Annotated in this window: 26 protein-coding genes and 1 tRNA gene; 7 read left to right on the forward strand and 20 right to left on the reverse strand. The window is 25.1% G+C overall.

Translation table 11 applies throughout. The annotated features are described in order from the left end of the window. Both ADFLV_RS13745 and gap read right to left on the reverse strand, forming a co-directional pair. The gene (locus ADFLV_RS13745) at positions 1 to 1,203 is read right to left on the reverse strand and encodes a phosphoglycerate kinase (RefSeq protein WP_014475311.1); all 1,203 of its coding nucleotides are present in this window, start codon (positions 1,201 to 1,203) and stop codon (positions 1 to 3) included. 18 nt (positions 1,204 to 1,221) lie between these two features. Next, the gene (gene gap / locus ADFLV_RS13750; protein WP_129010838.1) at positions 1,222 to 2,217 is read right to left on the reverse strand and encodes a type I glyceraldehyde-3-phosphate dehydrogenase; all 996 of its coding nucleotides are present in this window, start codon (positions 2,215 to 2,217) and stop codon (positions 1,222 to 1,224) included. A gap of 90 nt (positions 2,218 to 2,307) precedes the next feature. Here gap and nadD point away from each other — a divergent pair, with 90 nt between their 5' ends. Next, a complete protein-coding gene (gene nadD, locus ADFLV_RS13755; protein WP_014475313.1) occupies positions 2,308 to 2,847 on the forward strand; it encodes a nicotinate (nicotinamide) nucleotide adenylyltransferase in 540 nt (179 codons plus the stop codon). 6 nt (positions 2,848 to 2,853) lie between these two features. Then, on the forward strand, positions 2,854 to 3,180 hold the full coding sequence (gene rsfS, locus ADFLV_RS13760; protein ID WP_014475314.1) for a ribosome silencing factor: 327 nt from the start codon (positions 2,854 to 2,856) through the stop codon (positions 3,178 to 3,180). A gap of 15 nt (positions 3,181 to 3,195) precedes the next feature. On the opposite strand, the gene ADFLV_RS15265 is transcribed toward rsfS, so the two are convergent. The 10 genes from ADFLV_RS15265 to ADFLV_RS13805 all read right to left on the reverse strand — a co-directional run bounded on the left by ADFLV_RS15265 (position 3,196) and on the right by ADFLV_RS13805 (position 10,623). Continuing rightward, positions 3,196 to 3,321 carry a hypothetical protein gene (locus tag ADFLV_RS15265; protein WP_258239358.1) on the reverse strand — a complete coding sequence of 42 codons (126 nt, stop codon included), beginning with the start codon at positions 3,319 to 3,321 and terminating at the stop codon, positions 3,196 to 3,198. Beyond that, positions 3,321 to 4,910, reverse strand: a complete 1,590-nt coding sequence (argS, locus tag ADFLV_RS13765) for an arginine--tRNA ligase (RefSeq protein ID WP_129010837.1) — start codon at positions 4,908 to 4,910, stop codon at positions 3,321 to 3,323. The genes ADFLV_RS15265 and argS overlap by 1 nt, the downstream gene beginning before the upstream one ends. A 9-nt stretch (positions 4,911 to 4,919) precedes the next feature. Further along, positions 4,920 to 5,150, reverse strand: a complete 231-nt coding sequence (locus tag ADFLV_RS13770; protein WP_014475316.1) for a Sec-independent protein translocase subunit TatA/TatB — start codon at positions 5,148 to 5,150, stop codon at positions 4,920 to 4,922. A gap of 70 nt (positions 5,151 to 5,220) precedes the next feature. Beyond that, entirely contained in the window at positions 5,221 to 5,607 is a 387-nt protein-coding gene (crcB, locus tag ADFLV_RS13775; protein ID WP_014475317.1) for a fluoride efflux transporter CrcB, read from the reverse strand. Further along, positions 5,597 to 6,292, reverse strand: coding sequence for a lysophospholipid acyltransferase family protein (locus ADFLV_RS13780; RefSeq protein WP_228712367.1), 696 nt, complete (start codon positions 6,290 to 6,292; stop codon positions 5,597 to 5,599). The genes crcB and ADFLV_RS13780 overlap by 11 nt, the downstream gene beginning before the upstream one ends. Beyond that, the gene (locus ADFLV_RS13785) at positions 6,270 to 7,340 is read right to left on the reverse strand and encodes a hypothetical protein (RefSeq protein ID WP_129010836.1); all 1,071 of its coding nucleotides are present in this window, start codon (positions 7,338 to 7,340) and stop codon (positions 6,270 to 6,272) included. Before ADFLV_RS13785 ends, ADFLV_RS13780 begins: the two co-directional genes overlap by 23 nt. A 33-nt stretch (positions 7,341 to 7,373) precedes the next feature. Next, on the reverse strand, positions 7,374 to 8,045 hold the full coding sequence (gene purQ / locus ADFLV_RS13790) for a phosphoribosylformylglycinamidine synthase I (RefSeq protein ID WP_014475320.1): 672 nt from the start codon (positions 8,043 to 8,045) through the stop codon (positions 7,374 to 7,376). 1 nt (position 8,046) lies between these two features. Further along, complete coding sequence (purS, locus tag ADFLV_RS13795) at positions 8,047 to 8,292, reverse strand: phosphoribosylformylglycinamidine synthase subunit PurS (protein ID WP_014475321.1); 246 nt, start codon at positions 8,290 to 8,292, stop codon at positions 8,047 to 8,049. Between the two features lie 73 nt (positions 8,293 to 8,365). Next, the gene (locus ADFLV_RS13800; RefSeq protein WP_014475322.1) at positions 8,366 to 9,316 is read right to left on the reverse strand and encodes a phosphoribosylaminoimidazolesuccinocarboxamide synthase; all 951 of its coding nucleotides are present in this window, start codon (positions 9,314 to 9,316) and stop codon (positions 8,366 to 8,368) included. 8 nt (positions 9,317 to 9,324) lie between these two features. After that, the gene (locus ADFLV_RS13805) at positions 9,325 to 10,623 is read right to left on the reverse strand and encodes a S41 family peptidase (RefSeq protein WP_014475323.1); all 1,299 of its coding nucleotides are present in this window, start codon (positions 10,621 to 10,623) and stop codon (positions 9,325 to 9,327) included. 114 nt (positions 10,624 to 10,737) lie between these two features. Here ADFLV_RS13805 and ADFLV_RS13810 point away from each other — a divergent pair, with 114 nt between their 5' ends. Continuing rightward, entirely contained in the window at positions 10,738 to 11,316 is a 579-nt protein-coding gene (locus ADFLV_RS13810; RefSeq protein WP_014475324.1) for a hypothetical protein, read from the forward strand. Positions 11,317 to 11,325: 9 nt separating this feature from the next. Continuing rightward, on the forward strand, positions 11,326 to 12,309 hold the full coding sequence (locus tag ADFLV_RS13815; protein ID WP_129010835.1) for a hypothetical protein: 984 nt from the start codon (positions 11,326 to 11,328) through the stop codon (positions 12,307 to 12,309). Positions 12,310 to 12,349: 40 nt separating this feature from the next. On the opposite strand, the gene ADFLV_RS13820 is transcribed toward ADFLV_RS13815, so the two are convergent. Then, on the reverse strand, positions 12,350 to 13,348 hold the full coding sequence (locus ADFLV_RS13820; protein ID WP_129010834.1) for a tRNA pseudouridine(13) synthase TruD: 999 nt from the start codon (positions 13,346 to 13,348) through the stop codon (positions 12,350 to 12,352). Next, complete coding sequence (gene dksA / locus ADFLV_RS13825; RefSeq protein WP_014475327.1) at positions 13,345 to 13,716, reverse strand: RNA polymerase-binding protein DksA; 372 nt, start codon at positions 13,714 to 13,716, stop codon at positions 13,345 to 13,347. Before dksA ends, ADFLV_RS13820 begins: the two co-directional genes overlap by 4 nt. Positions 13,717 to 14,167: 451 nt before the next feature. Between dksA and ADFLV_RS13830 the strand changes: the two genes are divergently transcribed. Genes ADFLV_RS13830 through ADFLV_RS13840 form a run of 3 tightly spaced genes read left to right on the forward strand, consistent with a single transcriptional unit; the run spans position 14,168 to position 16,975 of the window. Continuing rightward, positions 14,168 to 15,346, forward strand: a complete 1,179-nt coding sequence (locus ADFLV_RS13830; RefSeq protein WP_129010833.1) for an ABC transporter permease — start codon at positions 14,168 to 14,170, stop codon at positions 15,344 to 15,346. Further along, entirely contained in the window at positions 15,343 to 16,014 is a 672-nt protein-coding gene (locus ADFLV_RS13835) for an ABC transporter ATP-binding protein (protein ID WP_129010832.1), read from the forward strand. Before ADFLV_RS13830 ends, ADFLV_RS13835 begins: the two co-directional genes overlap by 4 nt. Then, entirely contained in the window at positions 16,007 to 16,975 is a 969-nt protein-coding gene (locus ADFLV_RS13840) for a hypothetical protein (RefSeq protein ID WP_129010831.1), read from the forward strand. Before ADFLV_RS13835 ends, ADFLV_RS13840 begins: the two co-directional genes overlap by 8 nt. A 41-nt stretch (positions 16,976 to 17,016) precedes the next feature. Here ADFLV_RS13840 and ADFLV_RS13845 read toward each other — a convergent pair whose 3' ends face one another. From ADFLV_RS13845 to ADFLV_RS13865, 6 genes are all read right to left on the reverse strand, one after another. Continuing rightward, positions 17,017 to 17,241, reverse strand: coding sequence for a lipoprotein (locus ADFLV_RS13845; RefSeq protein ID WP_014475331.1), 225 nt, complete (start codon positions 17,239 to 17,241; stop codon positions 17,017 to 17,019). A 115-nt stretch (positions 17,242 to 17,356) separates the two neighbouring features. Beyond that, positions 17,357 to 19,045, reverse strand: coding sequence for a sensor histidine kinase (locus ADFLV_RS13850; RefSeq protein WP_129010830.1), 1,689 nt, complete (start codon positions 19,043 to 19,045; stop codon positions 17,357 to 17,359). Further along, complete coding sequence (locus ADFLV_RS13855; RefSeq protein ID WP_129010829.1) at positions 19,042 to 21,045, reverse strand: EAL domain-containing protein; 2,004 nt, start codon at positions 21,043 to 21,045, stop codon at positions 19,042 to 19,044. Before ADFLV_RS13855 ends, ADFLV_RS13850 begins: the two co-directional genes overlap by 4 nt. Positions 21,046 to 21,151: 106 nt before the next feature. Beyond that, positions 21,152 to 21,227, reverse strand: a tRNA-Cys gene (locus ADFLV_RS13860). Positions 21,228 to 21,245: 18 nt separating this feature from the next. Continuing rightward, positions 21,246 to 21,380 (reverse strand): hypothetical protein, encoded by a 135-nt coding sequence (locus ADFLV_RS15270; protein WP_268812259.1) that lies wholly within the window; start codon positions 21,378 to 21,380, stop codon positions 21,246 to 21,248. 98 nt (positions 21,381 to 21,478) lie between these two features. Beyond that, positions 21,479 to 22,267 carry a sulfite exporter TauE/SafE family protein gene (locus ADFLV_RS13865; protein ID WP_129010828.1) on the reverse strand — a complete coding sequence of 263 codons (789 nt, stop codon included), beginning with the start codon at positions 22,265 to 22,267 and terminating at the stop codon, positions 21,479 to 21,481. Positions 22,268 to 22,450: the final 183 nt, after the last annotated feature.

The following is a 22,450-nucleotide window of genomic DNA, read 5'->3' on the forward strand; positions in this document are numbered from 1 at the left end:
TTAAACATCTTCCTCAAGCACAAGAGCTTTAACACCAGGTAATATTTTTCCTTCAATTAATTCTAAAGAAGCTCCACCACCTGTACTTATAAATGTCATTTCATCTTCATCACCAGTTACTCTAACTAAATCTGCTGTATCTCCACCACCAACTACTGTTGTAGCGAATGAATTAGCAACTGCATGAGAAATTTTTGTACTTCCTTTTGCAAATTTATCCATTTCATAAACACCCATTGGTCCATTCCATAAAATAGTATTTGCATCATTTAATGCTTCACTAAATAAAAGTGCAGATGCTGGTCCAATATCTAATCCCATCCAATCTTTTGGAATTTCTTGAATAGTTACGATTTTTGCTATTGCTTCTGCATCAAAGGCTTCTGCAGCAACTACATCAACTGGTAAATACAATTTAACACCTAATTGTTTTGCTTCTTGCATTATTTTAATCGCTTCAGGAATTAAATCTTCTTCAACTAAAGAATTACCAATTTCATGTCCTAATGCCTTTAAAAAGGTAAAGGCCATTCCTCCACCAATAATAATTTTATCAACTTTTGGTACAAGATTATGAAGTGCTTCTAATTTTCCAGAAACTTTAGAACCACCTACTATTGAAACAAATGGTCTTTTTGGATTATGAACTATATGATGGAAAAATTTAATTTCTTTTGCCATTAAAAATCCAGCAGCTTTGTGGTTCATATCAAAATATTTTGCAATTCCTTCAACTGATGAATGAGCTCTATGAGAAACTCCAAAAGCATCATTAATATAAATTTCTGCCATTGAAGCTAACTTTTTACTTAATTCTTCATCATTTTTAGTTTCACCAACTTCAAATCTCATATTTTCAAGAAGCAGAATTTCTCCAGATTTTAACTCTTGAGCCATTTTTAATGTCTCATCCGAAATAATACCTGGAGCCATTTTTATATCTTGCTTTAAAAGAATATGTAATCTTTTTGCAATAGGTAATAAAGAGTATTTTTCTTCATAACCACCTTTTGGTCTTCCAAAATGTGATGCTAAAATAACTGAACAATCATGATCTATACAATATCTAATAGTATTTAATGCACTTCTAATTCTTCTATCATCTGTAATATTGTTATACTCGTCCATTGGAACGTTAAAATCACATCTAATGAAAACTTTTTTACCTGTGATATCAATATTTTTGATTTCTTGTAATTTCAATTTATATCCTTGAAAAAATTATTTTGTAGCTATGTGAACACCCATGTCCACTAATCTTGTTGAGTATCCCCATTCATTGTCATACCAAGATAAAATTTTTACCATGTTTCCTTCAATAACTTGAATTGTATCTAAAGGAACTACTGTAGATAATGTTTCACCATTGAAATCTGAACTTACTCTATACTCTTCATCTATACCTAAAATACCTTTTAAATTACCCTCAGCAGATGCTTTAAATGCTTCACATACTTCTTCTAAAGTTACATCTTTTTTAAGTGTTACAGTTAAATCAACTAAAGATACATTTGGTGTTGGAACTCTAATTGCTTGACCGTTTAATTTACCTTTTAAATGTGGCATTACTTTTCCAATAGCTTTAGCAGCACCTGTGCTTGAAGGAGTTAAGTTAGTTGCCCCAGCTCTTCCTTTTCTTGGATCTTTTTTATCTTTTGCATCTAAAATTGGTTGAGATGAAGTATATGAGTGGATTGTAGTCATTAAACCTTTTTCAATTCCAAATGCATCATCTAATACTTTTGCTACAGGAGCTAAACCATTTGTAGTACAAGAAGCATTTGATACAATTGGTTGTCCAGCATATGTATTTTCATTTGCACCAATTACAAATGTTGGTGTATCATCTTTTGCAGGTGCTGAAATAACAACTTTTTTTACACCATTATCAATATATGCTTGGCAAGATTCTTGAGTTAAAAATGCTCCTGTGCATTCTAAAACAACATCTACACCATATGCAGCAAAATCAATTTTAGAAGGGTCTCTTTCACTTAATAACTTAGCTTTATCTTTACCAATATAAATATATCCATCTTCAACTTTTACATCAAGTTTTGGTCCGTGAACTGTATCATATTTTAAATTATATTGGATCATTTCTTCACTACCACTAGCATTTGCAGCTACTAACTCAACATCGTTTCGACTTGCAATTATTCTTGCTACGCATCTTCCGATTCTTCCTAAACCATTTATTGCAACTTTAACAGCCATTTGTTCCCTTTAATATAAATCTAAATGGTAGATATTTTATCGAAAAATTGCTATAATAATATTTAAGTATATTACAAAGGTTTTAAATAGGTGCGAATTGCAATATTTGGTGGTAGTTTTGACCCAGTTCATATAGCTCATGTTGCTATTGTTGAGGCTGCTTTAGAAAATCTAAATATTGATAAATTAATTATTGTTCCTACTTATTTAAATCCCTTTAAAAATAGCTTTTATTTAAAACCAGAAATTAGATTTGAATTACTTACAAAAGTTTTTCAAAAATTTAAAAAAGTTGAAATTTCTAATTATGAAATAAATCAGAAAAAAGTAAGTTATACAGTTGATACTGTAAATTATTTAAATAGTTTATATCAGCCAACTAAAATATATTTTATTTTAGGTGAAGATAATATTGAAAATTTAGATAAATGGTACAAAATTAATGACTTAAAAAAAATGGTTGAATTTGTAGTAGCAACAAGAAAAGGTTTTGAATCAAATAAAGCAAAAGAATTTAAAATTTTGGATATAAATATTGATATTAGTTCAACTTTATTAAGAGAACATATTGATATGAATTATGTTCCAATTGAAATTAAAGATGATATATTAAATCTTAAAAAAGGGTAAAAGTTTTTGAATACAAGATTAGAAAACATAAAAAAAATATTAGATGACAAAAAAGCGGAAAATATAGAGATTATTGATTTAACATCAAAAGACTATATTGTTGATTATGTTGTAATTGCAACAACATTAAATCCAAAACATGGTTTTGCATTATTAAACTACTTAAAAAGTGATTTAAAACCACAAGGTGAAGAGTTCTTAAGAGTTGATGAAGATGATGAATGGACAATCATTGATTTAGGTGATATTTTTATACATTTAATGAGTGAAAAATATAGAACAAAATACTCTTTAGAAGAGTTTCTTCATACTTTAGGAAATAAAGAGTTATAAAAAAAGGAAGAAAATTTACTTTTCTTCCCCTCCTCTTAAAAGCTTATTGTAATTGGATGCTGCATCTCTTGCTCCACCCATATTACCAGTATAAATCGCATAACAAACTATAATAATTAGAATCCCAATTACCCATTTCATTACATTATATCCTTAGCCTTAATCCCTAATAAAGATAATCCAACATTTATACTTAATGCTGCCATTGATAATACTTTTAAATATAAATTTTGTTCATCACTCCCAATAACTTTATGCTCATTGTAGAATTTATGAACTGATGAAGCAAGATTATATAAGTATTCAGTTATTTTTTGCATATCTCTTTTTGTAAATGCTTCACTTAATATTGATTCAAGAAGTAATGATTCATAAACTAAATTTAATCCATCTTGATTTAAATTATCAAAATTTATATTTTCAATATCTTTTGTCGTAATTCCTGCTTTTACAAAAACTTGATTAATTCTAGCATGAGCATAATTTATATAAAAAATTGGATTTGATGAATCTTGATTTTTTAACATATCAATATCAAATTCTAAATGAGTGTCACTTTTTCTTGTTAAGAAAATAAATCTTAAAGCATCTGGACCTATTTCTTCAGTAATATCTGACATCAATATAACATTTCCAGCACGTTTACTCATTTTATAAGGTTCACCACCTTTTAGTAATTGTACCATTTGAGACAAAATAACTTCAAGTTTTGAAGAATCATTTCCTAAAAATTCAATTGCTGCTTTTACCCTTGGAATATATCCATGATGATCTGCACCCCAAATATTTATATATCTATCATAATTTCTATCGTATTTATCTTTATGATAAATAATATCTCCAGCTAAATATGTTGGAATACCATTATCTCTTACAACTACTCTATCTGAATCATCACCATATTGAGTAGATTTTAAATAAATCTTGTCATTTTTTTCATATAAAGAACCATTATCTTCAAGTACTTTTTTTGTTTCATCCCATGCATAATATAAAGATTTCTCAGAAACAAAATTTTCAAATTCAATACCTAAATCTTTTAAATCTTTAATGATGATTTTCATCACTTCATCTTTTCCAAATCTAGCCATTTCTTTAAATCTAGATTCATCATAAAAAATCTCATTTCCATGTGTTTCTTGAATTTGTTTAGCTATATCTATTAAATAGTCACCTCGATAATAAGTTTCTGGATATTCAACATTTTCATTTAATAAAAAATCTCTTGCAGCTAAAGAAATAGATAGTCCTAACATATCCATTTGCGCACCAGCATCATTTATATAATATTCTGTTGTAATATCATAACCTAAATATCTTCCAACACGAGCAAGAGTATCTCCTGCAATTGCTCCTCTTGCATGACCAATATGAAGTGGTCCAGTTGGATTTGCAGAAACATATTCTAATAAGATTTTTTCATCTTTTTTATTTTGTTTTGCGAAATCTTCTTTTTGAGTTAAAGCTTTATCAACTAATGATTGTAAAAAAGAGTTTGATAATTTAAAATTTATAAACCCTTTTACAGCTTCAACTTTTTCAAACATCTGACAATCATCAAATTTTGAAACTAATTCATCTGCAATAGCCATTGGTGATTTTTTCAACTCTTTTGCTAAAGAAAATGCAACTGGAGTTGCATAATGTCCCAAAGATATATCCTTAGGTTTTTCCAAAACAAGACTTATTTCTAATGTTTTTTCAATAAATTCTTTTACTAAATTTTGCAATACTTTCTCTTATGATTGTTTTGTTTCATTTTTATCAGTTGCATTTACTTCTGATTTTTTTTCAATTTCATCAACTTTTTTTGCATCTGCTATTTCATCTTCATCATCTTTAACAGCTTTTTTAAAGTTTTTGATTCCTGAACCTAATCCCTTAGCTAGTTCTGGTATTTTCTTACCACCAAATAATAGTAATACAACTAATGCAATTAATAACCATTCCATACCACCTGGCATACTCATGACTTATCCTTATTATATTGATTTTGTGGAGCATTATAACTATATAATGCTTAAAAAAATTTTGAGTAATTTACTTAAGAAAAAATTGGATTAATTTATATCCACTACCTGCTGCGATAATTGTACCGATTAAATTTGATAAGATATTCAAAATTGCTAAATAAATTGAGGTACTAAAAAGTAAATATGTTTCAATTGCAAATGTAGAATATGTAGTTAATGCACCTAGAAATCCAGTTGTTAAAAAAGCTTTTACATTTACAGAAACTGTAAAATGAGAAAAGTATGCAAATAGTACACCAATAATAAATGAACCAACTAGATTTACTAGTAAAATTCCTAAAGGAAATTCTATAGAAAAATACCTATTTGTAAAATGAACAGCATAAGCTCTTACAATTGCACCTAAGAATCCTCCTAGTCCAATTGCTAAGATTGTTTGCCAGCTAAGAGACATAATTATTGCACTCTTTATCAAAGACTTCATTCATTTTTATTTCCGTATCTTCAAACCATGATGTCTCTTTTGATGCTAGAACTGGTTCTAAAAAAATGACTTTTACAATTCCAGGTGTTGCTTTTAAACTTTTAGAATCAACAATATTTCTTGTATTAAATAAAATTATTGGTTGAACTCTTAAGTTATATTTATTTGCAACTATTTTAGCTCCTGGTTTAAAACTTCCCATTTTTTTACCATTACTTCTTGTGCCTTCTGGGAACATTGCAATTGGTCTACCCTTGTCTAATCTATCTTTTGTCTCTTTTAATAAAGTAATTATTCCAGCTTTATTTTCTCTATCTATGCTTATCATTCTTGGAGCTTTTATGATATGCCCAAAAAAGAATAAATCTGTAATCTCTTTTTTTGCAACCCAAGCTAAATCTCGAGAATGAATATATTCAATTACTATAATATCAAGTAAAGATTGATGATTCATGATTAACATATCACATGATTCATCAAGTTTTCCTTCAATTTCTAGTTTAATTCCTAAAACAAACATTTGGAAAGTCATCCAAATTTTTATTACTTTATGTGTATGATTTTTAAATATATACATAAATAAGACTGTAACTGCAACCGTAATAGAAAATTGTATAAAAAGTATAATTCCTCTAATTCTCGCCAAAACTCTCATCCTTTATCCAACCAATAAAATCATTATCTAAGCCAAGAACTTTGATGAAACCATTTTTTCTTTGTAGAACTTCAACTTTTTGTTCATTTTCAACTTTAAAAAAGATTGTAGAATTTTTTGTTGGTAAAATATAAACAAAAGAATCCTTTTTTACTACGCCTTTACTATTTGGTAAATTATAAAGTATCGCAATGATAAATGATATTAATGTTAAGATCAAAAACCATTTATTTCTTTTCCAAATAAGTAATATAAATAAAAATACAAAAATCACAATAGCTGCAACTTTTTTGTATCTTTCAAAAGTAGAATCATTTGGATTTAAATCTGTTTGAGTACTAACTAATTCATTTTGTAAAATTAATGGAATTTTTACATCTTTGAAACTTTTTGTCATTGAATTGTAATATGTAAATATTAAGTTTTTTTGATAAATAGGTGTTACAAAATAATAAACTAAATTTTGCGTTCCTTCCCATTCTTTTAAATTTGAAATTCCTTGTTCTTCAATATTTTTTAATTTAAAATCTTCTAAATTTGAATTTAAAGCATCAATATCAATTATTGTTAATGCTTCTTTATTATTATATTGCTTTGTTTTATATGCCTTTAACAAAATATTATCTGCAATTATATTTGAAAATCTTTCATCACCTTTTCCTATATCTGAATATCTAATAGGAGTTGCAGATAATTCACTTACATCAATTAAAGAATCATTACTCCATAATTTTACTTCAATATCTGGAAGTTTAAAATTTCCTGCTTTTACTTTAAAATAATAACTATTTTCATAAGTATCATTAGATATCTTTTCCCATTCACTATTTGAATTTAAAACTGTAATATTTGAAGAATTTGTAAAAGTAGTAGACAGCTTATCAAAATTATCAGTAGTAATTAATGCTTTTATAACAACTTCAAATTTTTGATTTTTATAAACGTTACTAGGAATTTTTTTATAAGATAAATATAAATTTTTGGCAGCAAAAAGATTTACTGAAAAAAGAATATTAAATAATAAGATAAATAGAAATATTTTTTTCATTTTCATTTTTACATAAAGAGATTTGTCATCTCTTTATTGTAAAAAACCCTTCAGCATATTTACTCCATCAGTTGAACCTAATATCTCTTCAATAGCTCGCTCAGGATGAGGCATTAAACCAAAAACATTTCTTTCTTTATTACAAATTCCTGCGATATTAGAAACTGAACCATTCATATTTACTAAATTTCCATCTTTATCGCAATATTTTAAAAGGATTTGATTATTTTTTTCTAACTCTTTTAAACCTTCTGCATCAATATAATAATTTCCATCATGATGAGCAACTGGAATATTCAAAACTTCATCTTTTTTTGTTAAAGATAAAAATGTATTATCAGTATTAATTACTTTTAAAGTATGATATTTAGAAATAAAATGTAAAGAATCATTCCTTTTCATAGCACCAGGTAACAATCCTGCTTCTAATAAAATTTGAAATCCATTACAAATTCCTAAAACTTTTCCACCTTTTGCAGCATATTCTTGAACTGATTCCATAACATTTGCAAATCTGGCAATCGCACCACTTCTTAAATAATCACCATAAGAAAAGCCACCAGGAATTACTAATAAATCAGTATCAGAAGGTATTTTTTTTTCTTTATGCCAAATAACTTCTACATCACAACCTAACTTTTCAAAAGCATATTTTGTATCATATTCACAGTTTGTTCCAGGAAATTGTAATACTGAAATTTTCATATTAACCTACTATTTGTATATTATAATCTTCAATTACTGTATTTGCTAAAAGTTTTTCACACATTTTAGTAACTTCAGCTCTTGCTTCTTCTTCATTTGAAGAGTTTAATTCAATGATAATTTGTTTACCAATTCTTACATCTTTAACAATCTCTTTAAAACCTAATGTATCTAAAGCATGATGAGTTGCTTTACCTTGATCATCAAGAACACCTTGTTTTAATCCTACATTTACAATTGCTTTCATTTGTCACCTTCAATTTATTTTTTTGCGATTATATCTAAAACTGCCTTATAGCAATTTAGCTCTTTTAAGCCTATTAACTCAATCTTTTAAGAATTGTTGTATATCCACTTAAAATTTTATCTTTGATTTCTTGTGGAACAATAACATCTAATTTTTGACCAGGTTTTAACTCTTTTGCCTGTTCTTTCCAATTACTTGCTTTTCCAAAATCTCTTAAAATTTGTTTATCCATAGAAATATAATTTTGTTTTTCAAAATCTTCTTTTGAAATAAATCTTGAACTTTCAGGTGTTAATATTTCATCCCCTAAAATCCATTCACCTTTTGAATTTACAAAAACTTCAAGTTTTGTATCAACTACAATAATTCCATTATCTTGTGCAAACTTTGTAAATTCACTAAATAATTTTTCTAAACTTGAGATGATTTCAGGGAAAGTATCTCTTACTTTTTGTGAATTTAATGGAATATCTTTCACACCCTTTGTTGTTGGAGTAAATAATGGTGTTTCAAATTTTGACCACTCTTTTAAATCTGAAGAGAGATTTAATCCATATGGATCTTGACCTTTTTGCGTCGCTTCAAATAAAGAACCTGTTAAATAATTTCTAAAAATCAATTCAAATTGAACAACTTCTCCATCAATTTGGGCTTCTAATGCTTTACATAATTCCATTAATTGACATCTTGGAGCAACACTTAAATTTTGATCAACAGTTTCATCTAAAATAGCTGTTCTTACACCTAATTTTTTAGCAAATTTTGCACCATTATTTGAAATTGCCGTTTGAGAAACACCTTTCCCTTCAATTTCAAGATTTAATGGAATATCAAATACCGAACATCTATCACTTCTTACTAATAAAACTTTTGCATCATCACCTGGACAAGTATAAAGATCTGCATTTTTTCCTATATAAAATAAATTGTAACCTAATTGCTCAAGTTCTTCAATACCTTTTTGAGATGTAATCTTTTTCGATTCTGGCCAAAGTCCAAGCGCAATAATTTCACTAATTTTCATCTATTTTCCTATTCTTTATTCATAATTATTAAACTTTTCAAGATTGCTAATGAAGTATTCAATTGATTATCTTCCAACAAGTCTTCACCTGTAATTACTTTTTTTGTTTCATCATCTAATATTTTTTCTTGTTTTTTTACATCATCTACTTTTTCAAGTTCTCCTTCTAGATGTTTTTTTAAGTCAGCTTCTTTTATTTTAAATGCATTATCTTCTGTTTGTGTTACTTTACCTGCTGCAACAACAATATCAGGTGTTACACCTACTGCTTGTATTGTTCTTCCACTTGGTAAATAATATTTTGCAATTGTTAATTTTATATTTTCTGTTCTTTCATTATCAATAGGAAGTACAGCTTGAACTGAACCTTTCCCAAAAGTTTTTTCTCCAACAATAACTGCACGTTTATGATCTTGTAAAGAACCACTTACGATTTCAGAAGCAGATGCTGAACCTTCATTTACAAGAACTACTAAAGGTAACTTTGTTTTTGTATTAAAACTTGATGCTTCGAATTTTTCTTCATCTTCAGCTGTTCTTCCTTTTTGAGAAACAATTACACCTTTATCAACAAATAAATCAACTGTACCTATTGCTTGAGACAATAATCCTCCAGGATTGTTTCTTAAATCTAAAATAAATCCTTTTGCATTTTTATTTTCATTTATAATTTTTTCTAAATCTTCTGTAACTTTTGTATCAAAACTTGAAACTCTTAAATAGACAACATTTTCATTTTCTATAGTTTTTGCAAATACAGATTGTATTTTTATGATATCTCTTTTCATTTTTATTTCAAGAGGTTTTAATTCACCTTTTCTAACAACTGTTATTGAAATATCAGTTTTAGGTTCACCTCTCATTATATTAACTGCTTCATCTAAAGTCATTCCAATAGTCGAAGTATCATTTATTTTTAAAATAATATCACCTGCTTTAATACCTGCTTTAAAAGCTGGGGTATCATCAATAGGAGAAATAACAGTTAATGCACCATCTCTCATACCAACAGTAATTCCAAGTCCACCAAACTCACCTTTTGTTTGTATGTTCATCTCTTTTGATGCTTTTTTATCAAGATAACTAGAGTGTGCATCTAGTTCCTGCATCAAACCTTTTAGTGCTTTATCAACTATTTCTTGTAGTTTAATATCGTCTACATAATACTTTTCAACTGTTCCAATAACTTTTGTCAATTTTGACAATGATTCAAATCTTGTTTGTTCTGGCTCAGCAACTTCCTCTTTTGAAAAAAGTGATTGTGATAAAATTAATGCAATTGTAGAAGCTAGTAGTAATCTCTTCATTTCTTTAATAACCTTTAAAATTTATAGAAAAAAATTATACAAAAAAGTTTATAAAAGTAAGATTTTATTAAAAATTTTGTACCATATCACCTACTTTAGAAAAAGGTCACTGATATGAGTATAAAAGAAGATGTTAATTATGTAAAAAATGAATTGAGTAGCGAAGAAAAATTTCTTGAAAATTTCGTGAAAGGTGAAAGATTTTTTAAAAAATATAAAACATTAATCTTTGGATTTATAGTAATCATCATCATAGGTTCAATTGGAACTATAATCAAAAAAAATATTGACGAAGCAAATAAATTTGACGCAAATATTGCACTAAACAAATTTTTAGAAAGTGGTGATGAAAAAGCACTAACTACGCTTAAAGATAAAAATGAAGAATTATATGAAGTTGCACTATACTTACAAGCTAAAAAAGAAAATAAATCTGTTGAAATAAATATCCCTTTGCTAAAAGAGTTACTTAAATTTCAAATAGCAACAACAAATAATGATCAAAAAGAATTAGATAATTTATCATTACAAAATGATTTTTTACTAAAAGAATTCGCTATATTTAATAAAGCACTTTTATTGGTAAATGAAGGAAAATTTGAAGAAGCAAAAACTACTTTAAAACAAATCCCTCAAACTTCAAAAGCATTTGAATTAGCAAATTTATTAAATCACTATTTACTTACAAAATAAGGAAAAAACATGAAATATCTTTTAATTTCATTATCAACTCTACTTCTATTTACGGCTTGTTCTAGTAAAAAATATTATGAACCAGAAGATGTAAGTAGCAACATTGAATTAAATAAAGAATCTATGTCTTCATCAATAAAATCGATGAATAAAATTGGTGCAACATTAGATGATAATAAAATTATTACAAAAAATGGTATTTCTGAATTTGAATTACCTGAAGGTTTTGATTTTATAAATGTTACTGATGATGGCAGAATCATTGCAACTAACTATGTTGATAAATTATTAATAGGAAATGAAGAAAGAACTGTAAAAGATGTTGTTGTAGCAGCATCTATAAAAAATGGTAAGTTAGCAGTTGTTTATTCTAATAATACAATTGAACTAATTGATATGAATAGCGATAAAACTTTATTTAAAGAGTATTTACCACTATCATTAGCAAATGATACAAGAATTGCAAATCCATATTTTATGGGTAATCTAATTTTGTTCCCTACATTAAACGGAAAAGTTATTATTGTTTCAGCACTTAATAATGAATCAGTTAAAAACATTGCTGTTGATCCTGATAATGAATTTAATAATATTATTTCATTAAATGTAATTGAAAGTACTCAAACTCTGATCGTTGCAAGTCCAAATAAAATTGTTTCAATTTCACCAAAAGAAATTTTATCTAAAGAGTATGACTTAAGAGATATTATTGTAAATAAAGAAAATATTTATATAGCAACTATTGATGGACAAATTATCAAATTAACAGCTAATTTAGAAGAAGTAGCTAAGAAAAAATATAAATATGCCAAAATTCATGCACTTGCATTTACTGACTCTTTATATGCTGTTGAATCACAAGGATTTATAATAAATATTAGTGAAGATTTTAAACAAGACACTGTTTATGATTTTGGATTTGACAATGAAGAAAGAATGATTGCTATTGGAAATAGAATATATTTTGATTCAAAATATATAACTCTTCCTTAAGAAAATTATGTAGGTCTAAAATATTTTAGACCTAATATAATTAAGAAAAATTTCTATTTGCTAGAAACTCTACAAAAACTGTTGCATAAGAACCCTTAGGCAAAATAAAATTTAAACTACAAACTTTTTTTGAAGCATCATATTTACAAGTTATATCTTTTGGAAAAACCATAGCTTCTCTTCTATAACCTTTTTCTTGAATATATAAATCATCATATTTTTCTTCAATTTTTAAAGCCTCTCCCATTGCTTTAAAAACCTTTCTTCCAGGAAGTAATCCTGTTGGAACAATTCTAAACTCTTTAAAATCTTTTGTTATTTTTTCTGTTATTGTTTTTGGAGTAAATAATTTATCTTTTTCTAGATCTAAAAAAATATCTCCATCAAGTAACTTAAATTCATTTTCATCTAATTTAAGTCTTTCTACTAACCAAGCATTAAAAAAACTACTTTGATAAGCAGATATTAACATTTTCGCTAATTTTCTATCTTTTATAATTTCTTCACCATAAATTACAGATTTTGCTTTTTCAAGATTTTCAATAACTTCTTTTCCAAATCTTTGATAACCAAAATAATTTGGCATACCATTTTTAGTAATTATTTTAATAATCTTTTGAATATGATTTATATCAGCAACTTCCACGTCATGTAAATTTATTTTGAATTTATTCCCTTCTAAATCACCAATATTTAATTTTTGATTATGTAAAAAAGTTTCAAGTATTTCAATTTTTTTATTTCTGAAAAGTTTTATTTCTTTTGAATATTTTTTAGGAATTGTTATGTATTGAGTAGTTGTAGCCCTTTTGTCTTTTAGACCAGCGTAACCTATCTCATTTGAGTAAATACCAAGGAATTTTGCTAATCTATCAATTAGTTCCCAAGTATCGCAATTTGTTTTTTTTATTTTTAAAACTAAAAAACTTCCACTTTGAGAAAATTTTATAGCTTGTTCCTCAACTATAAAATCCTCTTCATTTTGAATAAATTTGAAATTTAAAGTTTTATCGTTTAAAGGATAAAATCTTTTTATCAATTCTTAGCTCTTTTTACAAACTCTTGTTCATATACTGTTCTACACTCTGTACAAAATTTAGCAAAAGGTTTTGCTTTTAATCTACCAAGAGGAATAGTAACTCCACACATATCGCAAATACCGTAAGTTCCAGCATCTATTTTTTTCAATGCTTCTTCTATTTGATTTAACTCTTCTAATTGATGATTTGCTATCATCCCCTCTGTAAAAGAGTCACTAACTAGCTCTGCATAATCTAAATCATCATTTATATCTTGATCTTTTAATTGGTCAATATTTGATCTACTATTATGTATATTAGCTAAAATATTATCTTTTCTTTCAAGTAAAATTGCTTTTAACTCGTCAATTTGATTTTTATTTGGCATACTCTCTCCTTAAATATTCGCGCAATTATATACTTTTTATTATGTATTATTTATTAAGAAGTGTTTAAGGTACGATTTATAGGACTTTTTAGAAAAAATAAATAATAATTAAAATCATAAAATTTTAATATTTTATTGATTTTTCTTAATTTTATTTAACTCATAATTAACTAAAAAAAGATAAAATCATATAAATTAAAAGGAGTTATTATTACTACTTTATCAAAAACTTTTATTTTTTTTATAATTTTAATCTTATCAATTTTTATTTTTCTTATCTTTTTTCATTCAAATAAAAATATAAATTATTCAACAAAAATAAGTGCAATTACAAAAATCCCTAATCTTGCTTATTCAAATAATATTTTTGAAGCAAGAATAAAAGAGTACAAAGATTATTCAACAAATCTTTATCCACTTTCTATACAAATAAATTATTTGGATTTTGTATATGAAAAATAGTGTTTTTTTTAATTTTTTATTTTTACTTTTAAGTAAACATAAATCAAAACATATAGCTATTTTTATAATTTCTATATTAATAGTTTTTTTAACATCATCAATTTTATTTTTAAAAAACTCTTTGCAAAAAGAAGTAAACAATACTTTAAAAAATCAAAGTGATTTTATAATACAAAAAATAAATAGTGGAAAGACTCAAAATATTCCTACTTCTTGGATAGATGATTTTAGTTCTATAAATGGTGTAACTTCTGTTCAACAAAGAGTTTATGGTTTATACTATTTTATGCCAGAAAATATTTATTTTACAATTATTGGAGTTGATTTTTTTGAAGAAACTACAAATAAAAATATAAAAGAACTTCTAAACATTTTAAACATCTCTGATTTCTTAAGTACAAATTCTATGATTATTGGAAATGGTGTAAAAAAAGTCTTTGATAAATATCACTATTTTGATTTTTATGATTTTAAACTTTCAAATAAAAATTTAGAAACTATCAAAATTTTCAAAGATTTACCAAAAGAAGCAAATTTAGTTGCAAATGATTTAATAATAATGGATATAAATCTTGCAAAACAAATATTAAATATAAATGAAGATGAAGCAACAGATATTATTTTAAATGTTCCCAATAATCTAGAAAGACAAAATGTAAAAGAACAAATACTTATAAAACACTCAAATATTAGAGTTTTACAAAAAGATGAATTAAAAAAAATGTATGAAAATATGTTCAACTACAAAGGTGGAATTTTTTTGATTTTATTTATTGTTGTTTTATTTACTTTTATTTTGATTTTATATCAAAGATATTCAATGATAAGTTCAACTGATAAAAGAGAAATTGGTATTTTAAAAGCTGTTGGTTGGAGTATAAAAGATATTATCAAACTTAAAATCATGGAAAATTTTATAGTTGCTTTTATGGCATTTATTATTGGAGTTATTTTTGCTTATATTTTTATATTCATTTTAAATGCACCTATTTTAAAAAATATTTTTATTGGTTTTTCAAATATTCAGAATGATTTTACAATATCTTCAAATATTAAAATAAGTAGTTTAATCACCCTATTTTTATTTTTTATGATTCCATTTTTAAGTGCTATTTTAATTCCTGTTTGGAAAGTTGCTATTATTGATTCTACAAAGAGTATGAAATGATACAAATAAAAAACCTAAATAAAATATTTTATGAAAATACAAAAAAAGAGTTTTATGCTCTAAAAGATATAAATTTAGAGATCGAAACTTCAACTTGCGTAATTTTAAAAGGTATTAGTGGAAGTGGGAAATCAACTCTTTTATCACTTATTGCAACTATGGAAAAACCAACAAGTGGTGAAATTATTATTGATGATGAAAGTGTTGCTAAACTTCCAGATTTACATAGTTCTAATTTTAGAGCAAAAAAATTAGGATTTATTTTTCAATCATATAATCTATTCAATGAACTAAGTGCAAAAGACAATGTTTCAATTCCATTAATTCCAGTTGGTTTTTCTCAAAAAGAGATAAATGAAAAAGTTTTAAAAGCTTTAGAAATAGCAAATATTTCACATAAAAAAGATGAGTTAGTATCAAATCTTTCAGGTGGAGAAAAACAAAGATGTGCAATAGCAAGAGCAATTGTAAATAATCCTGATATTATTCTTTGTGATGAACCAACTGCAAATCTTGATTTTGATAATTCAATCAAATTTATTGAAAATTTAAAAGAGTTAAAAAAATTAAACAAAACAATTATTGTTGCAACTCACGACCCAATTTTTGATAATCTTGATTTTATTGACAACGTTATAAATATAAAAAATGGAATAATTTGTGAGTAGTATTTTATTATCAAATGAAGTAATTATATTTTTATTTGTGCAAATTATTCTTTTTATTTTATTAACAATTGCTTTTTATTTTTCACTCTCTATTATAAAAAATTGGGATTTTAATAAAACAACAAACAAACAATATAAACTTGAAAAAACCTCTTATTTAGTGATTCTAATCATTAGTTTCACGCTAATTGTAAAAATAGTTTTATTTCCCTATTTTGCTTATAGTTTAGATAATTTATCAAATATTGTCCCAGGTGCTATGTGTGCAGCTGGAATTGTTGGAGCAAATAAATTTGGACAAATAAATCTTGCTTTAAAGATTTTAATTTTATTTTTTATTGGTGTTTGGTTAATAATAAACACTTTAGATTTAAAAGCAAAAACATATCCATATACACAAAAAAAATATATTTTATACATTTTTATTTTTATTTTATCTATTATTGAACTCTTTTTAGATTTTTCATTTCTAGATAATATCTCTACAAAAGAGCCAGTAATGTGCTGTTCTGTAATATTTGGAGTTAATAATACAGGAAGCAAAATCCCTTTTGATTTATCAATTACAAATCTTTTGATTGTTTTTTATCTATTATATGTTCTAACAACAATTTTAAGTATTCAAAAATTATCTTTTTTAAATCTAATAATAAATTTTATGTTTTTATATATTGGTTATTATGCAGTAACTTACTTTTTTTCAACTTACATATATCAACTTCCAACTCATCAATGTCCTTTTTGTATGCTTCAAAAAGAGTATTATTTTATTGGATATTTTATTTGGGGAACTCTATTTTTAGGAACTTTTTTTGGTGTTTCAAGTTTCATTTTAAAAACTTTTATTAATAAAGATTTAGCATATACATACAAATATTCTTTAATATTTAATACTCTTTTTATACTCTTATGCTCTTTTTATGTGATTAAATATTATTTGATTAATGGAGTTTTTTTATAAAAATCCGTGCTGAATTTATCAACACGGAATATAAAAAATAATTATTTACTTTCAGTTTGTGCAGCTGGAGCTGTTTCTTCTTGTGCAGGAGCTGTTGTTTCAGTTTGTGCTGCTGGTGCAGTTTCTTCTTGTGCAGGTGCAGTTGCTTCAGTAGTTTGTGCTGCTGGAGCTGTTACTTCTGTTTGAGTTGCAGGTGCTTTTTTCTCTTCATTACAACCTGTTAATAAAACTAATGCTACAGCTGTTCCTAATAAAATTTTTTTCATGGTATTGCGTCCTTTTTTATATTTTTGTTTCCTTAAAAAACAATGTGGAATAATATCAGATTAATCGTGTATTAATTGTGTTATATCTATAAAAATAACTCTTTTGTTATACTTATTATTTTATCTTTGGAATTGATATTTTAAAAATTGCTCCATTTTCTATATTTTCAGCAATAATAGTACCTCTCATATTCTTTTCTATAATCATTTTTGAAAGATATAAACCTAAACCTGTTCCATTTTGCGACTCTTTTGAAGATATGTATGGTTCAAATATTTTATCTATTAATTTATTATCAATACCACCTGCATTGTCAATAAATTCAATATATATTAAATCATTATCACATTTTAAATTTACAATTATTTTTCTTTTTTCTATATTTTTACTTAAAAATGCATCTACAGAATTATTTATTAAATTCAGAAATACTTGTTTTATTTCACTTTCAAAAGATAAAATTAAAAAACAATTTAAATCAAGTTTATGTGAATATTTAATTTCATACTCTATATTTTTATCTTTTAATCTAACTTCTGATAATTCAAAAGATTGGCTAACAGCATCTAAAAAATTAAATTCTGTTTTATTTTTAGAAGGTTTGAAAAAGTTTCTAAAATCATTTATTGTTTTTGACATATAATTTAACGTATTTTTTATATTTGTAGTTGCAAAATTAAATTGTTCATCATCTAAAATATTCATCTCTTTTTTTATTTCTATTTCTTGAATTAATACAGAAATTCCATTTAATGGTTGTCTCCATTGATGTGCAATCATCGCAATCATTTCTCCCATTGCTGAAAGTTTTGATTGTTGTAAAATAAATTTTTGTTGACTTTCTAATTCATCAAATAATTTTTTTGGTATTTTTGCTAAATAATAAGCCAAAATAAATGAGATAATAAATATTACAAAAATTAAAATAATAATTTTGCTATTTACAAATTCAAAAAAACTTAGAGCCCAATCTTTTGGAGTAAACCCAATATGTAAAACTTCATTATTTATATTATCAATTAATATATCTTCTAAAATAAATTTATCTTTTTCTAATATTGGAGTTTTTTCTAAATCTTTAGTCCATTGAGGTCTATTTTCAAAACTTGAAACTAAAACTTGATTATCTTGGTCAAAAACATCAACATTAAAAGTATTTGATTGGATAAGTTCTTGCAAAAATTTATTTGCAAAAATATTTACAATTAAAATTCCACGTCTTTTATTTTTATATACGATGGGTATAGCAAATCGCCAAACAGGTTTTATAGGTTTCTCTATTTTTCCATTTTCGATATTTAAATTTAGTTTTGAAACATATATCATATTTTGTTCTAAAGCCATCGTTTCTATGAAATAATCTCTCTTACTTTTATCTTGTAAAGATACTTCTGAAATTATATTTGGAATCTCACCATAAAAGTTTCTATCTATTCTAATCTTTTCTTTTCCTGTCTCATCTAAATATCTAAGTTGTGTAACCTCTGGTTTATCACTCATTAAAGTATCAAAAAGACTCAATAAATTCTCATGATTTTCTTCATTTGGATTTGTTAGATATTTAAGAAATATTGTATTTTCATCTAAAGAAATTAAAAATCTTTTATATTGTTCATAAAATTTTGTAATATTCTTTTTCTTTTGCTCAAATTCAAATTTTGCTTTATCTAGATTTGATAATTTTTGATAATTTGACAATTCTGCAAAAAGAATAAGAAGTATTAAACTAGATAAACTGATTCCTGCTAAAATGAATAAATAAGTAAATCTACTTAAATAATTAACTCTACTTAAAAATTTCATTTTTTCTCTTTTAATAATTCATCTAAAGATTTTGCTTCACTAAAATAGTAACCTTGGAAATAATCAACTCCTAAATTTTTCAAAATATTAAAAGTTTTTTCATCTTCAACAAATTCTGCAACAACTTTTATATCACATTTTTTACAAAAAGTAATAATTGATTCAATTAAAATAAAACCTCTATATTCACCAACTTTCTTTACCAAAGAACCATCTAATTTTATTTTATCAATAGGCAAAGATAGAAAATATTCATAATTAGAATATCCACTACCAAAATCATCAATTGCAATTCTTGCACCATAACTTTTCATTAATGTACAAAATTTTATAGTTTTTTCCATATCAATTAAACCTTCACTTTCTAAAAGTTCAATAGTTATAACTGATTTGTGTTCTTTTAATATTTTTTCTAAATAATCAATAATTTCTGGATTTATAATATCTTCATAAGAAAGATTTATTGAAATTTCTTTATGTAAAAGTGATTCTCCTTCCATAGCTTTTTTAATAATAATCTTTGTAAATTTTGTATAATTTTTGGAATGTTGAATATTATTTAAAAAAGAATAAGGTGTTAAAACTTTTTTTTCAAAACTATCATATATTCTTGCAAGAGCTTCGTATTTTATTATATTTTTATCTTTATCAACTATTGCTTGAAAATAAGTGATAATTTCATCATTTAAAAATGCATTTTTTATCTTTTTTTCAAGTTCAATATTTTTTTGAAAAGCTTCTCTGGAATCAGTAACATTTGAAAAATCAATATAGTTTAATTTTCTATCTTGAGCCACATCTTTAGCTATTAAAGCTTCTGTTAAAATGTCAAATTGTTCAAAATAAGCTCCACCAAAAGTAAACGATAAATCTAAATTTATCGTTTCATCTATCAAAAATGTTGAAGATTCTAAAAAACTCAATAATTCATTTGAAAGTTTTGCTAAATCTTGTTCTTTAATTTTTATTGAAGATTTTAGTAAAATTGCAAATTTATCACTATCTAATTTGAATAAATGTAAATTTTGTCTTTTATTTAATTTTATAAATTCTTCTAATTTAGAAGAGATATCTCTTAAAATCTTATCTCCAACTTCATAACCATACATTTTAATATATCTTCCAAAATTATCAATATCTATAATAATTAAAGAATTTAGAGAATCTTTACTCTCATTTATATTTTTAATTAAAGAAGATCTATTTTGAAGTTTAGTAATTGGTTCAAGATATAATGAATTTATTATCTCTTCTTTTTCTCTTACAACTAAACTTATATCTTTAAATATAAAACTAATTGAACTAATTTCATCATAATCAAATTCTAAAGCAAAAGCAGTCAAATTTACAATATATATTTTATTTTGAAAATTTATATTTATTGTTTTATTGTAAACTTCATACTTATTTACAAATTCATAAATTATTTTTAAATCTTTTTCATCTATTAAAGAAGAAATATGTTCTATTTTATATTTTGAAATTTGATCGCTTAAATCAGAGAATAAATCAAAATTTATATCTTTAATTAAACCATCTTTAGTTGTACTTATTATTAGATTGCTTTTACTAATAGCTTCTTTAAAATGTTCAATTTGAATTTTTTTTCTTTCTAGTTCCCGTTTTGTTTCTACTCTTTGAGAAATTTTTGAAACTGTCTGTAATAATTTTCGTAAATCTATAGGTTTTTCTATAAAACTCTCTATACTTAATTCTATAGCTTTTTTTAAATAATCTATTTCGTTAAAAGCTGTTGTAATTATTACAGGAATATCTAAATCTTTCTGCCTTAATTTTTCTACTAAATTTATACCATTTAGTTTTGGCATTCTAATATCAGTAATAATTATATCAATTGGATTTTTTTCTATGATACCTAAAGCTTCTTCACCATCATATGCTGTAAATATTTTTTGATTTAAAAGTTGTAAAGTCCTAGAAACAGAATCAGCCACTATTTTGTCATCTTCTATGTATAAGATATATATTTTTTCTGACATTTGAGATTCCTAAAATTAAAGAATTTATTTTAGATTATATGTTAATTGAAATAATAATAGTATAAAAGAAAAATTATTTTTAAATAATTTACGGAAGAATTTTAAGTGGAGGAGGTAGTCGGACTCGAACCAACGCATGTCGGATTTGCAATCCGAGGCATTACCAGCTTTGCTATACCTCCAACAAAATATTGGATAAGTTAAATCAAATAATGATAAAAAGTTAAATGATTTAATTTTAAAAAATGGCAGAGAGCAAGGGATTTTCTTTGTAATTCCTCAACAATCCCTAAAATAAGGGTTTCTCTATCATTGGCAGATAATGAAAGTATCATAAATAATCCTTAAAGTATCATAACCAGTGTTGGAATTATAGCACCAAAAACTTAAATTGCACTTATCTAGAATTATTCACTTAAAAGAAAGCTTTTATTTAATGTGTTTTAAAAACTTTCCATGCAGATATTAGTAATATTACACCTAATAAAATTGATATATATTGTGAATTTATATAGTTTAGTAATAATGAACCTATAAATACACCTATAAAAGAGCCTACAATCATAAATGTTAAAAATCTTTTTTCATTCATAATTTGATTAAATTGTTCACTTTTAGAATATCTAAAAAATGCCATTAACATTGTTGGTAAACTAATACATAAGGAAATACTTCCAGCTAATTTTGGGTCTAATCCAAATAATAAAATTAAAGTTGGAATAATAAATTCTCCACCAGCAACACCTAACACAGCAGCAATTATACCAATCAAAATTCCAGCTATAATGCCGACTACAAATAATAAAATTTGATTTTCAAAAAGAGGAGTTCCTCCAACTAAATAATTATGCCCCAATAACATTGATAATGCCAAAGTAATAAGCATAACAAGTATTATTTTATTTAAAAGATTTTGATTAATTCTCATTGCATAATTAGCACCAATATAAGCACCAAATAGGCTACCTATTAAAATATTCATAATAATAAAGGAATGAGGAATAATCTCTTCAAATCCAATAGTATTACTTCTAAAAAATATTGAAAATATAACAACCACTAAAGATACAATTTTATTAATTATAATTGCACTTAATGTTGTGAATCCAAAAAATCCAACTAAAATTGGAAGTCTAAATTCAGCTCCACCTAATCCAATTAATCCACCTAATGTTGCAACACTTCCACCAGTTAGGAAAGAATATAAATTCTTATTTTTCATTATTTACCTTTAAATATATAGTAATTCTATTGTATGCAATATTTATACCTTATTATAAAGTATAAATATATAAAAAAACGATAACAACTTCCTAAATTATTAAAGGAGCTTATCTTTTTTCTTTTCGTGTTTAGAGTCCCACTACGACCTGAAGGTCTTTCTACTTGCAGTAGAAGTGGTTTA

The organism is Arcobacter defluvii (assembly GCF_013201725.1).
Classification (GTDB): Bacteria; Campylobacterota; Campylobacteria; order Campylobacterales; family Arcobacteraceae; genus Aliarcobacter; species Aliarcobacter defluvii.

What these genes read in the sequence shown, in the direction of transcription:
- gap (WP_129010838.1), bottom strand. Translation starts at nt 2,217, where the DNA reads ATGGCTGTTAAAGTTGCAATAAATGGTTTAGGAAGAATCGGAAGATGC.
- ADFLV_RS15265 (WP_258239358.1), bottom strand. Translation starts at nt 3,321, where the DNA reads ATGAAATGGGTAATTGGGATTCTAATTATTATAGTTTGTTATGCGATT.
- ADFLV_RS13770 (WP_014475316.1), bottom strand. Translation starts at nt 5,150, where the DNA reads ATGAGTATGCCAGGTGGTATGGAATGGTTATTAATTGCATTAGTTGTA.
- crcB (WP_014475317.1), bottom strand. Translation starts at nt 5,607, where the DNA reads ATGTCTCTTAGCTGGCAAACAATCTTAGCAATTGGACTAGGAGGATTC.
- ADFLV_RS13780 (WP_228712367.1), bottom strand. Translation starts at nt 6,292, where the DNA reads ATGAGAGTTTTGGCGAGAATTAGAGGAATTATACTTTTTATACAATTT.
- ADFLV_RS13785 (WP_129010836.1), bottom strand. Translation starts at nt 7,340, where the DNA reads ATGAAAAAAATATTTCTATTTATCTTATTATTTAATATTCTTTTTTCA.
- purQ (WP_014475320.1), bottom strand. Translation starts at nt 8,045, where the DNA reads ATGAAAATTTCAGTATTACAATTTCCTGGAACAAACTGTGAATATGAT.
- purS (WP_014475321.1), bottom strand. Translation starts at nt 8,292, where the DNA reads ATGAAAGCAATTGTAAATGTAGGATTAAAACAAGGTGTTCTTGATGAT.
- ADFLV_RS13800 (WP_014475322.1), bottom strand. Translation starts at nt 9,316, where the DNA reads ATGAAAATTAGTGAAATTATTGCGCTTGGACTTTGGCCAGAATCGAAA.
- ADFLV_RS13805 (WP_014475323.1), bottom strand. Translation starts at nt 10,623, where the DNA reads ATGAAGAGATTACTACTAGCTTCTACAATTGCATTAATTTTATCACAA.
- ADFLV_RS13810 (WP_014475324.1), top strand. Translation starts at nt 10,738, where the DNA reads ATGAGTATAAAAGAAGATGTTAATTATGTAAAAAATGAATTGAGTAGC.
- ADFLV_RS13815 (WP_129010835.1), top strand. Translation starts at nt 11,326, where the DNA reads ATGAAATATCTTTTAATTTCATTATCAACTCTACTTCTATTTACGGCT.
- dksA (WP_014475327.1), bottom strand. Translation starts at nt 13,716, where the DNA reads ATGCCAAATAAAAATCAAATTGACGAGTTAAAAGCAATTTTACTTGAA.
- ADFLV_RS13830 (WP_129010833.1), top strand. Translation starts at nt 14,168, where the DNA reads ATGAAAAATAGTGTTTTTTTTAATTTTTTATTTTTACTTTTAAGTAAA.
- ADFLV_RS13835 (WP_129010832.1), top strand. Translation starts at nt 15,343, where the DNA reads ATGATACAAATAAAAAACCTAAATAAAATATTTTATGAAAATACAAAA.
- ADFLV_RS13845 (WP_014475331.1), bottom strand. Translation starts at nt 17,241, where the DNA reads ATGAAAAAAATTTTATTAGGAACAGCTGTAGCATTAGTTTTATTAACA.
- ADFLV_RS13850 (WP_129010830.1), bottom strand. Translation starts at nt 19,045, where the DNA reads ATGAAATTTTTAAGTAGAGTTAATTATTTAAGTAGATTTACTTATTTA.
- ADFLV_RS13855 (WP_129010829.1), bottom strand. Translation starts at nt 21,045, where the DNA reads ATGTCAGAAAAAATATATATCTTATACATAGAAGATGACAAAATAGTG.
- ADFLV_RS15270 (WP_268812259.1), bottom strand. Translation starts at nt 21,380, where the DNA reads ATGATACTTTCATTATCTGCCAATGATAGAGAAACCCTTATTTTAGGG.
- ADFLV_RS13865 (WP_129010828.1), bottom strand. Translation starts at nt 22,267, where the DNA reads ATGAAAAATAAGAATTTATATTCTTTCCTAACTGGTGGAAGTGTTGCA.